This window comes from Pseudoalteromonas sp. MMG022, from assembly GCF_021654245.1.
Taxonomy (GTDB): Bacteria; Pseudomonadota; Gammaproteobacteria; order Enterobacterales; family Alteromonadaceae; genus Pseudoalteromonas; species Pseudoalteromonas amylolytica.
Map to the genome: position 1 here is coordinate 39,575 of NZ_JAKFZQ010000023.1, position 12,144 is coordinate 51,718.

Sequence of the window (12,144 nt, forward strand, 5' to 3'; positions counted from 1 at the left end):
TGTAGATTTAAGACTCACTTGCGCACAATGCCAACTGCTGAACTTTGTCCGTTATTTGTGTAAACCGTAGGCCCTCACAGCAAGCAAAACCAGGGAGCTGCTTTAGCTTGTATTGACTGATAAATGGTGTAGTTACGCCTGCTAAAAACCGGATCACAGTCTCTTTACTGGCCTGAACACCACCTTGCCTTAAGTGCTTTTGCATGGCAAACACATAGTTACGAAGCGCATCATCAAGCGGCACTTCTGGGGCCTTACTTAAGCTTAGTTTCACTACCTGAGCGCGGCACACGCTACAATGCCCACAAGATTCAGGCACTTGATGATCATCAAAATAGTAAGCCAAGTTCGCACTTAGACAACGGTCTAACTCAAAAAACCGCAGCATCGCAGCAATGCGTTTAATTTCTGCCTGTTCTTTGTCCTTAAAATATCGATATAAGTTATCGACTAACTCAGGCTGTGATAACACCTGGGTGTTAACATCATATACTTGAACCAGCCGTTTGCTCTCCAGTTCTATAAGCCCTTGTTCGTGCAAATAATCAAGTGCAGCGACAACCCTTTGCCTATCAGCGCCGCTAGCAACCAATGCCTGCATATCTAGTGTTCCCCATACCTTTTTGAACTGGGTATGGTCGAATATTTGTTTTAAAAATGCTTGCCTTGTGGGATCAAAGCGACTAAGTAACTTACCCTGAGAAGTAACAAACTTGAGTCTAAAGTCAGCATAATAAGCATACTTGGCTGTAATCGCCCCTTGGATCTCCAACTGTACCAGTAGCGTTTTTAATGCCAAAAGGCGGATATTACTCGCTTTTGATAGCTGTAACTCCTGTAACTCCCATTTTCCAGCTGTTTGCTCTTGCAAACACTGCGCTATGACGTATTCAATCCCCGAACGTTCTGGGGTATCACCATAGACAAAATTTTCAACGGTTGCCACTGAGTCTAAATTGCCAAGCACGGTACAATAGGCGCTCTGAGCATCTCTCCCCGCTCGGCCTATTTCCTGACTATAGTTTTCAATAGATTTAGGTAAGTCATGGTGAATTACAAAGCGTATGTCAGATTTATCAACCCCCATACCAAAGGCAATGGTCGCGACCACAACCTGAATCTGGTTATCCATAAATCGTTGTTGCACATTACGACGCACTTCATCGTCGAGCCCTGCGTGATACGCCTCGGCTTTCACACCAGCGGCTTGTAGCTGCTTTGCTACTTGTTGCGCCTGTTGCTGCAAGGTGACATACACAATGCCCGCACCCTGTTGTGCGCGAATAAGTCGCACTAACTGTGCCAGCTTATCTTGCTCTGTAACGCTCAGCACTGACAAATCTAAATTGGGTCGATAAAAGCCCGTTTGCACAATGTGTTGTGGCGAAATGTCAAAACGCTTAGCCATATCAAATTTGACTTTCTTTGTAGCCGTCGCGGTCAGAAGCAAGACTAGCGGTATATTCAACTCGCGCCGATAATCGGGGAGTTTTAAATAGTCAGGTCTAAAATTATGGCCCCATTCAGATATACAGTGTGCCTCATCAACCACCAACATAGACACGTTAATACCATTTATAAACTCCCGAAAGCGTTCATTTTTAAAGCGCTCGACCGACACCATCAGAATTTTTATATCACCTTTGCGCACGCCCTGCATAACCGCCTGACTTTGCTCAGTGGATTGACTGGAGTCCAATGTCGCAGCCCCAACACCTTTATCTTGTAAAAATGCCACCTGATCCTGCATCAATGCGAGCAACGGAGAGACCACCAAGGTTAAATGAGGCAGATGCAACGCTGTTAATTGGTAGCATAACGATTTCCCCGAGCCAGTTGGAAAAATCGCAAGCGATGAATGACCCGCTAATAAATGTGAAATTGTTTGCGCTTGACCGGGGCGAAAACTGGCAAAACCAAAATGTTGCGATAAGCTTTCTAGCAACTGCTGTCCATGCTCCATGATAGGGTCTCAATTGAAGTAATTTCTTGACTTAAAAGTATCATATTTTGTGTTTAGCATTAACGCTAATACGTAACTTTTAGCGCGTGTTGGCAAATTCATTCTGTGCATAAGAGGAGAAAGCCATGTTAAATTCACCCGAACCTTCGTTATTGGTTTTTAGTTTTGATGGCACAGGGAGCGAACCCAGAGACAGCCAACAATATAGCGCAGAGCAATTCAAAGAAGACTGTGAAATAAGTAACGTATTAAAATTGCACTTATTGCTCGGAGGGCGTATTCACCCTCAGGCAGAAAGTCATTTCCCAGCTCAAAAGTGTTTTTATTACAGTGGTATTGGTCATCAAGGTAGCACTGTAAAAAAGGTTCTAAATCAAATCTTAGCGCCACAACGTTGCGATGTGGCCAGTATTTTGTCACACGCCATGCATGATTTTGAACAGCATTATCAAGCCGGCAATAAAGTAATATTAATAGGCTTTAGTCGCGGTGCGGCCCTAGCTCGAAGATTTGCAAAATGTATAGAGAAACATATTGATAGTGATGTTTATCTGTGTGTTTTCGATACCATAGCGTCAATTGGTTTTAGCAAAATAACCAAAGCGACCTGTGGCACTGAGCATGTGATTTTCTCAGATCATGACGTTCCCAGTAACGTCGAAGCCGCGCTGCATTGTGTGAGCCTAGATGATAAACGTCGCGCCTTTGAAGCAACTTTATTTAACCAAGCCCTAAATGTTCATGAGGTCTGGTTTGCTGGTAGCCATTCGGATATTGGCGGCGGCTTTTATCGCAGTGGATTGTCCGATATTTGTTTGCGCTACAGCCTAGAGTGGTTATTAACACAACCTGTGCAACTGCAAGTACTCACCCGTGAACAAATAGACTATAAAAGTTTATTACCAAACGATGGCTCATTACTCATTGATGCCGATGACTTAGCAATAAAACCCGATGCACTGGCACCAAGCCACCAGCATGATTATTTTTGGAGCCATATAAACTTCAAAGCGACGCATCGTCTGTGCGTTGTTATGAAAGACAACCAAGTCACAGACATCCCGCCTATCATTCACCACAGTGTTGCCAAGCGTATCTACAATAACAGTAGTTATCGGCCCGAATCTCTCAAAGGCCTAAAGCATCATCTAGAATACGCTAATGGTGAAACTCTGGAGTGTGTTGGCATCAACCCACATATTGAGTTGCCCACGCAACAGCTTAATATTCTACAAGTGGGTGAGCACAGAAACATCAAGGTGTATGCATGTGAGCCCTATAATTACACCGGTCTTTGGTTAGAAAAAGGTGCAACTTATCGTATAGAACCAATTAGTCATCAAGTCTGGTATGACAAAGACACGCAAGTTACGGCCAGTGGTTGGCAACGAGACAACCGGACGGTAGGCGTTAAAAAGCTCCCAATTGAAATGATGGAACCCTATAAGCGATTACCTGGCAGACCATGGTTTTCATTGGTTGGCTGTATTAATGCAGATGATTCTCAAGCCTTTTCACTTAACGGTGGTGGCGATATAAAAGTACATGAACATGGTGAGTTTACCCCATTTGCCAATGATATTTGCTGTGACTATGGTCTCAATCGTGGCGCAATCGAGCTAGAAGTGACTCGACTGGGATAGTGGCTTAGTGAGATCAGCTTGGTATCTCAGTTCGATGGCTTTGAGCTGCTCAGAAACCAGGTTGATCGCACGATTTATTTGTGCAACCTGTTCGATATCGAACGCATCTTTACTGAGCATAAAGTGAATACCATTATCATGGATCACATATGGGTGTACTCTTAGAGCGTTATAGCCCAAACGTTTTTTGTAGTAAATACCACTGGCCTCATCTTCGATTAGAAAGTCTACACGACCACGACGCACTAGTTCCATACGTTGCGATAAGCTTGCTACTTCAAAATAGTTATCTTTAAACTGCTCGATACGTAAAATATTTTCTAACTCTTCACCATAATATGCGCCGGGGTTGGCGGTGAATAAATAGCCTTGGCTGAATAACTCACTGAGGTTGTTCACTTCATCTAAGGTAGACAAAGTGAACAAACGCATTCGTTCTTTGCGATACTCTGAGCTGAAATAGGCAATTTTAGCTCGTTGTTCGTTGTAACTGGCTGAAGGTAAAACATCAATAAAACCTTTCTCTAGCTCAGTGATACCCCGTGCTGATGACGGCAGCCTAACAAAACGAATACACAATCCGGCTTTTGCAAAGATTTCCTTGGTTGCATCAATATCTAATCCAAAATAACGATCAGCCTCATACATAACGTAAGGAGGCCAAGGTGTGCCAACACCCACCTTAAAAGTGCGTTCACAACTATGCGAGTAATGAGTAACGAAAATCAATAAAACGACAAAGAGTTTGTAATACAAATTAATACTTCAACCCAAATCAGAAGCGCTCATTTGAGTATGGAAGATTAACGAGATATTACCAATTAAGTGCGGCCATCAACGTTAAATTGCAGCTAAAATGTAGTGAATGTATAGAAAAGTCACGTGATATTATGCTAAACCACTAACTTTTGAGTAATTTTTTGTGCTATGGGCGCACTGAAAAATGAAATCACCGCAGCAGCAGGCCAAGCCAATATAAACGCTCGCCCCCAATCAACGAGAAAATGTTCGCTCAAACCTAGGTTGATATATGTTACCCATAGCGTCATTAAAATTGAAAGAAATAGTGATAGTAACAAAGTAAAAACGATACGGTGTTTGAGTGACGGCATGGCAGTGAATGTCCTACAGCAATTCAAGTACGAGCAGGATATAAGATCATACAATTTAAATCTAGACGTAATACAGTTTACATAGGTTGGATGACAAAAAAGCCAGCGCTTTACATGCGCTGGCATTGTATTATTTTGCTTGCTTTCGCTGTGCTCATCCTTGAGTCAACCCTAGGGTATACAGCGTTCGCTCACTATAATTAAAGTGCTTCCCACACCAAAGCCGTACCCGGTTCTTCACCTCGAGTCCACCACTTAGCACGGTATTGCTTACCTTGGTGTACAACGATATCACCACCCCAGTAAACAGTGTCTCTATCCCAAGCATTTACAGGGTCAGACACATCTTTAACCGTCACTTGGAAAGACTCAGATACCGAAGCTTTGCCGTCTGAAACGGTCACAGATACGCTATACATAGTATCTTGAGCAACGTCACCTGCGCTTAAGCTAACATTCGCTCCTGAACCGACTAGCGTCAGACCAGCAGGTACGTCCCAAGTGTACGTCAACGTATCGTTGTCAGCATCTGTAGCAACAGCGCTTACGCTTACTTGCGTTGCCTCATCAAGCATCACATCAGCAATTGGCTGTAGCTCTGGCGCATTATTCGATGCTGTCGTTACTGTCACAGTCACATCTTTAGATACATCCACTTTACCGTCTGATACAGTCACTGTCAGTGTGTAATTAGTATCAGTCGCAACAGTAGGCGCTGTTACCGAAACACTGTCACTGTTTGTATTAGCAAGCGTTAACGCTGCATCACCCGTCCAAGTGTAAGTCAGCACATCACGGTCAGCATCGGTTGCTGTTGCTGTTACTGTCGTGCTACCACCGTTGCCCACATTTACTTGGCTATCTACAGAAACAACAGGTGCACGGTTTGGCGGTAAATCGCCTGCAAGACCTTCGTGCATCGCATTTAGGATATCGCCGTTATCCGCATCAATTTCCCATGCGAATAAACCACCTAAGTCATTTATCTTAACGTAACTACCTTTGGCTTTAACTGAGCGCGGGCTGTCATAGGTAAGCAATTTACCATTGCTACGATTCCAAACATATGCCGCTTCAGCCTGGTCATCGTAACCTGCTTCAAAGCCATTAATACCCTTGCCATCTGAACCTAACAAATTAGCCACAATGCCTTTGTAGTCCATAATGCCTGGCTCCCAAACACCTTCTGATGTAGAGCCTGTGAATTTACCATTACCCGGTGCAGTCATTGGGTTGCCTGGAATGGTTGCATTTGCTTCCATTACACCTTCCCAACCACGACCATACATTGCTGCCCCCATTACCAGCTTCTTAGAGTCAACGCCTTGTGCAAGCAATAGCTTGATAGCGTTATGAGCACTGTAAGCTGGGCCTTTTCTCGGCTCTCCATTGTCATCTACACCCGTACCATTACACTCATCTGTACTGATGTGTGAGCCACAATACAGCGCAGTTTGGTGACCTGTCACATTGTTCCAGCCACCAAAGAAGTCGTACGTCATCGCAAAGATGTAATCCATGTACTGAGAAGCAGCTTGATAGTCAACATCTTCAATCTTGTCGTAACCAGAACCAATAGCTGAAGTCAGCTCATATTGACGACCCGTTTCAGCTTCTAGCTCGTCTAGCATGGCACGTAGCTCTTGCATCAATGCAACATACGCTGGACCATCATTTACTGGGTCGCCTAAATCAGGATTAGGGCCATCACCACCAGGGAATTCCCAGTCGATATCAACACCATCGTAGAACTTCCAAGTTTTTAGGAATTTCTTCATCGAGGCCACAAACGTGTCACGATTTGCTTTAGTGGTAAAGCCGTGGAATGGGTCTGATAACGTCCAACCACCCACCGAAGGTAAAATTTTCAGATCAGGATAACGCTGTTTTAGTGCCATTAATTGCGCATAGGTACCACGGATTGGGTCTTTTGAATCTACACCCGGTAACGCTTTTTGTACCGCCGCCCATGGGTCGTGAATAACCACTTCATAATCGGCGCTACCCGCACAGGCAGTTTGTAATGCGCGCCAACTGTTACCATTTTCAATTTGTTTCAACGACTCGTTTTCACCACAAATTGGAATGAATCCATATAACAGGTGCGATAGGTTGTGCGCAGGAATTTTGGTCACATCAAAATTACGGCCATAGATGCCCCATTCAACAAAGTATGCACCAGTTACATAGTTAGGGTTGGTGCCATAGTCATTGTTATTAGGATCCACATTCATTGGCAGTGGGTCTAAATGTCCACCATCTGTGTCTGCAATCACAATCGGTTTACCGGCGCTGCGCGCACACGTTTGACCTTCGCATAATTCTACATACAAGGTATGACGGCCAGAGCTTGTATACGGGAATTCAATCGTGCCGCTTTTAGTTCCTGCTGGTAATGACCCTTCGTTTACCAACATATCGTCAAAATAAACCTTGTAGCCATCACCACCATCACCACTCCATGCGTTCCATTTAATGCTGATATTGACCTGCTCTTTAGCTTGTACAAGGTCTTTATATGACCCAGTGCCATCGAGGTTCACGTTAACAAAGGAATACTGCTGTGCTTCCCAGCTTAAACTTGGCGTTGAAGGTGCTGCAAAAACGGCTCCTGATATCATTGCCAGGGCAATCGCCCCTGTAAGTTGTTTTACTTTCATTACTTTCTCAACCTTATTTACATGTTGTATCCAGCCGATTAAGGTGGATGATTGTTGTACCAATAATAAACCTAACTTTTTATCATTCACCGCCACTTACCTGTGGCGGTATGTAACCTCGTTATAGTGCTAGCCAAACCAGTGCGGTCCCAGGCTCTTCTCCTCTGGTCCACCACTTTGCCTGATAGTTTTTGCCGTTGTGAGATACTTTGTCACCACCCACATAAGTTGCACCACTGCGCCAAGCGGGATAGTCTGGTTGGTCGACATTTTTCACCGTCACAGGCACCTGCGCCGATGTACTCAACTGTCCATCAGAGACCGTTACCGTGATGGCAAATTCACTGTCGGCTGACACCTCAGGAGCCGTCAGCTCAATCGTTGCGCCTGAGCCTGTCCAGTTTAGTTGTTGAGGAACTTGCCACTGATAAGTCAAGGTTTGCTGCTCGTCATCGAAGGCATGTACATGTAGCGTCGCACTCGATAGTTCATCCATCACCAAAGGCTCTGGCTGATGGATTTGCGGCGGGGTATTGTCCGGTGCAGATTGCAAAGTGAGGTTGTAGGTATAACTTGAGTTGCTCACAAACACTTCATTAGAAAGTAAGTTTTGTGCGTCAAAAACAATCTCACCATCACTGTTTTTAACCCCTACTTTCATAATGCTAGCATGATCAAGATTAAGCATCTGTGCTAACTGCTCTGCCCAGTTTCCATGATTAAAATCGGTGATTTTCAGTGAGGTGCTTACCAGCTCTTTACCTGTTTCATCGAATACCCGCGCCCATGCCGTATCACCCACCTGCGCTTGCTGTCCTTGAGAAACAAAATAACCGGCACTACTCCATTGGATAGGTCCTGTGTCACGCACGATGGTCACGTCACTACAGTTGTAAAATCCTTCACCCACCACATCAATGCGTTGCCAGCGTGTATACAAAACAGCTTCACCGACGCGGTCTTGTGGAATGTTAACCTTCATCTCGTAAAAGCGCTTACCGTCTGGGTCTTTAACAAAATCTACATTGCCCAGTTCGGTGATAAGCTCTAAGTCTTCCCAGCGCACCGTGTCTGACGCTCTATCAAAGTCAGCCTTGGTTAGGTAGAACTTCCAAAAACTCGGGTTGTGTGGCGTTGTAGCCCTAAACCTGATAGCCACTTCACCATTAACGTTCGGCATAATTTCAGTGCTTTGCCAATGTGCTGAGGGCAAATCCATGCCTCGTTTTTGGTCGTCTCCTCCTGCGCACAATCGACCGTTGGGCACATTGGCTTCGACAGCACTCTGGTCGTTATAATTCGCGGTATTTACTGAAAATTCATGCTCTTGAATAAACTGTACATAGCCAGACTCTAGGAATGCTGCTCGACATGCCAAATTAGGAATATTTGAGCCATCTTCAGGCCACCAATAGCCACCTTGTGCTTCACAAATTGACTGCCTCGCTTTAGGAAAATCCATAAAACCATGGGCATTAACTTTGAAACTAATGGCGCTCATAAACACTGTGCTGATACTTGCAACCAGCAAAGGGGTTTTAAATAACTTGCTGTTCATTGTTGTGTTCTCCATAAATGGGCAGCATATTGCTGCCCATCCAATTGTTATAGGCTACAAGCCACTTGATAGTCACTGCTGCCTTGTGGGGCCTGATTGGTCCACCATTTGGCTTTGTAGATAACGTCACCTTGGCGCACTAAATCCCCCTGTGCGGCGTGTGTGCCTTGTGGTAGCGTTGGATACACAACGATGTCTGCGATGGGTGTACCTTCACACTCAGTTACAGGGTCGCCGCCATCATCACCTGGAACAGCTTCAGGCAATTGTGGATACTCGTACTTAAAGGCAAACTGCTTACCATCTTTCTCTACGACAAAGTTGATAGGTCCGGTAATTGGCATGTAATACATTACTTGTGCGTTAACAGTTTCGCCCGGCGCGAATGATTTTGGCGTGCCGCCCCACTCATTTTTTAAAGTGATTGAGAAGCGGTGGAACTCGTTTTCAAAGCCACCAATGTTATTACCCGCGGCATTCGAACCATTAACTTCAACTGCCATACCAAGCTTTTCAGTCGCATTCCAGTTTGATTTAAAGATGGCCGATGTTGCCACTGGCACATCAAACGAGATTTTAGCGCCCGTTAAATCAATTTGTGAGTTATTGGTAAACGCGAAGGTTGGGCTAATCGGATAGTTAGCATCACCCAATGGGAAGTCTTTAGCTTCAAAGCTCACATCAACCGATTTTTCTGGTAGTTGGAAGTTCTCATTGCCTTGATGAACATTGTACGGTGCACCGCTTTGATTAAACTTGTCATAAGCAAGTTTAGTCATGCTTGAACCCATGAAGTATTCACCGCTTGCAGCATCATAGTCAAAGTCCCCCGCAAGCTCCCAGAACATGATTCCACCAAGACCATTGTTGATAACATAATCAACTTTGGTCGCCATAGATTCTTCATCTTCAATTGAGATAAACACTTTTTTCTGATCATTCCACAACCAAGGTGCAACCGCTACGGAGTCGTAGTGACGGGTATAGGTGCCTGTTAATTTATCCGTAGGGTCATTTTCTGGGTCTAGCCCATAGTCAGCAAGGTAACTTGGAGTGATGCCTTGCTGTAAGTTTTTAGCATGCCAAAGTGGGTTTGAACCTGCAGGTACTTCAAGCCCTACATCGTTCTTATCGTGCCATAAGTTATCAATACCAACCGCACCGTTACCACATTTGTTCTTGTCACCTTTACCTGTTCCCGGTGGGCAATCTGCTTGGTCAGCTAGTGCGGCTTGTCCCCAAAGGCCATTCGTACCACCTTGTACATTTTGGAAACCGCGTGTGTAGTACGGAATACCAATGTTGATTCGACCCGCTGAGATTGAGCCTCTGAAGTAACGTACAGCCCAGTCGGTGTTGAGATAGCCAATACCTTCAAACTCAGGTGTGCCATATACGTCCCATTGCTTAAGCTCTGAGTCTTCACCGGTGTCAAATAACGCAGCATTGTGACCAACATGAGAGTTCCAAGCACCGTGTAAGTCATAAGACATAATGTTCACATAATCCAGATACTTAACCGACTGGAATGTTTCCATACCACGTAGTAGATAACCAGAAGACGGTGATGCAATGGTCAACATGTAATGCTGGCCATCTTGCTCACCCGCTTTGTCTAACTCTTCACGTAAGCGCTCCATAAGCACCTTATATGAAGCGTTTAGACCACCGCGACGAGCATTTGAAATTGGGAAGTCATCAGGGTGGCCAGAGTCATCCATTGATGATGGATATTCATAATCTATGTCTACCCCATCAAAACCATACTTCTTGATGAATTCAACGGCGCTTTTAGCAAATGCGTCAATACCTGCGTGGTTGATTGAGCCATCAGCATTGGTGGTCATAGTGTAAAAACCTCCGCTGTTTACACGCGTGCCATCAGGTCCAAAGTAGCCACCAGTTTCAGCCCAACCACCTACTGAGATAAGCGTTTTTACATCTGGGTGTTGTTTTTTATATTTGTTGAGTAGATTGAAGTGACCTTTATAAGGCAAGCTAGGGTCCATTTCAGCGCCCGCTACCCCTGGCCATTCCATATTGGTCGCTGGATTGCCCGCAGCATTCGGATCGCCAATTGAAACTTTGTTGTTTGCATCAACATGCGCGAATGCGTAGTTGATGTGAGTAATCTTGTCCCACGGAATATCTTTAACCAGATAACTCGGCTGGCCGTTTGCACCATTTCTCCAACTGGTGAAATAACCAATGACACGACGCGGGTGGTCCTGTCCCATAATTTCGCGACCATTTTGGTCGTAAACAGTACAGTAAGGCGTATTCACACCAGGTGTTTGATAAAGACCAGCCGGTTTACAATCATCAGTGCCAGGGTTCTCGCTCACAACGTTAATCTGTTTGCTGATCTGCCCCGTTGCCCCTTCGTTGTCTGTCACGGTTAGGGTAAAAGTTACTTGCCCCAACTCAGTTGCAACCCAAGTGTGCTCGGTTGCTGCACCATTTGTTGCAACGACCTCGGTACCATCAACCGCAAAGCTCAGTTTTGTTACCGAGCCATCTTCGTCAGTACCTGAAAGTGCAAACTTAACGCTAGAGCCAACAGTTACTTTCGGCGGTAGATTCACCAAATCCAGCACAGCGACAGGCGCTTTATTAACAGGCGTATCACTTTTAACAATGACTTGGTGACTAAGCATACTGGATACAGCACCTTCATTGTCAGTTGCTTTCACGGAGATGGTGTGGGTACCTTCGACCGCCGTCCATGCTGCTTCAAAATTGTCATTTGTACCTGACGTGTCCGTCAAGATCAGAGAACCATTAACGTAAAAGTCAACCTTGCTCACTGTACCGTCTTCGTCGGTTGCATTTGCGGTAATGGCAACGCTGTCATTCACATTAAACTCAGAACCATCCACCGGGCTTAACTGGTTGATTTTTGGATCTTTATTAATGACAACGCTGTCACAAGAGCCCAAATTTTTCCACTCTTGCCATGGACCAGAATGAGTTTCTGGCTCAGCTTGAGTCCACCACTTTGCCTCATATGCCACATCATTTTGCTGTACAACGTTGCCCGCCGTTGACGTCATACCTGGCTGCCATATTGGGACACCGGCGCAATCATACGCGTATGATTGCGCCCCCATTAATCCTAAAGTTAAGGCACTCAGTTTGAGTGCCGACTTGAGTAATTTTTGTGAACTCATGATTATCTCCGACCTTTACATGTAACTTTTGTTTAACA

General features: G+C 45.0%; 7 protein-coding genes. 1 reads left to right on the top strand and 6 read right to left on the bottom strand.

Annotated elements, in window-relative coordinates:
• Positions 1 to 7 precede the first annotated feature (7 nt).
• A complete protein-coding gene (locus L1070_RS17250) occupies positions 8 to 1,963 on the bottom strand; it encodes a RecQ family ATP-dependent DNA helicase (RefSeq protein WP_237126493.1) in 1,956 nt (651 codons plus the stop codon).
• Between the two features lie 125 nt (positions 1,964 to 2,088).
• On the opposite strand from L1070_RS17250, the gene L1070_RS17255 reads away from it, so the two are divergent.
• Positions 2,089 to 3,606, top strand: coding sequence for a DUF2235 domain-containing protein (locus tag L1070_RS17255; RefSeq protein WP_237126494.1), 1,518 nt, complete (start codon positions 2,089 to 2,091; stop codon positions 3,604 to 3,606).
• On the opposite strand, the gene L1070_RS17260 is transcribed toward L1070_RS17255, so the two are convergent.
• The 5 genes from L1070_RS17260 to L1070_RS17280 all read right to left on the bottom strand — a co-directional run bounded on the left by L1070_RS17260 (position 3,583) and on the right by L1070_RS17280 (position 12,106).
• Positions 3,583 to 4,287, bottom strand: a complete 705-nt coding sequence (locus tag L1070_RS17260) for a transporter substrate-binding domain-containing protein (RefSeq protein ID WP_343221772.1) — start codon at positions 4,285 to 4,287, stop codon at positions 3,583 to 3,585. The genes L1070_RS17255 and L1070_RS17260 overlap by 24 nt on opposite strands.
• A 212-nt stretch (positions 4,288 to 4,499) precedes the next feature.
• Positions 4,500 to 4,718 carry a DUF2798 domain-containing protein gene (locus tag L1070_RS17265; protein ID WP_070987568.1) on the bottom strand — a complete coding sequence of 73 codons (219 nt, stop codon included), beginning with the start codon at positions 4,716 to 4,718 and terminating at the stop codon, positions 4,500 to 4,502.
• 200 nt (positions 4,719 to 4,918) lie between these two features.
• Entirely contained in the window at positions 4,919 to 7,378 is a 2,460-nt protein-coding gene (locus tag L1070_RS17270) for a glycosyl hydrolase family 18 protein (protein ID WP_237126515.1), read from the bottom strand.
• 121 nt (positions 7,379 to 7,499) lie between these two features.
• Positions 7,500 to 8,936 carry a lytic polysaccharide monooxygenase gene (locus L1070_RS17275; protein ID WP_237126496.1) on the bottom strand — a complete coding sequence of 479 codons (1,437 nt, stop codon included), beginning with the start codon at positions 8,934 to 8,936 and terminating at the stop codon, positions 7,500 to 7,502.
• A gap of 47 nt (positions 8,937 to 8,983) precedes the next feature.
• Positions 8,984 to 12,106: a glycosyl hydrolase family 18 protein gene (locus L1070_RS17280; protein WP_237126497.1), complete on the bottom strand. Its 3,123-nt coding sequence runs from the start codon at positions 12,104 to 12,106 to the stop codon at positions 8,984 to 8,986.
• Positions 12,107 to 12,144 lie beyond the last annotated feature (38 nt).

Excerpts from the sequence above, each read along its gene's own strand:
- L1070_RS17250 (WP_237126493.1), bottom strand. The coding sequence starts at position 1,963 with ATGGAGCATGGACAGCAGTTGCTAGAAAGCTTATCGCAACATTTTGGT.
- L1070_RS17255 (WP_237126494.1), top strand. The coding sequence starts at position 2,089 with ATGTTAAATTCACCCGAACCTTCGTTATTGGTTTTTAGTTTTGATGGC.
- L1070_RS17265 (WP_070987568.1), bottom strand. The coding sequence starts at position 4,718 with ATGCCGTCACTCAAACACCGTATCGTTTTTACTTTGTTACTATCACTA.
- L1070_RS17270 (WP_237126515.1), bottom strand. The coding sequence starts at position 7,378 with ATGAAAGTAAAACAACTTACAGGGGCGATTGCCCTGGCAATGATATCA.
- L1070_RS17275 (WP_237126496.1), bottom strand. The coding sequence starts at position 8,936 with ATGAACAGCAAGTTATTTAAAACCCCTTTGCTGGTTGCAAGTATCAGC.
- L1070_RS17280 (WP_237126497.1), bottom strand. The coding sequence starts at position 12,106 with ATGAGTTCACAAAAATTACTCAAGTCGGCACTCAAACTGAGTGCCTTA.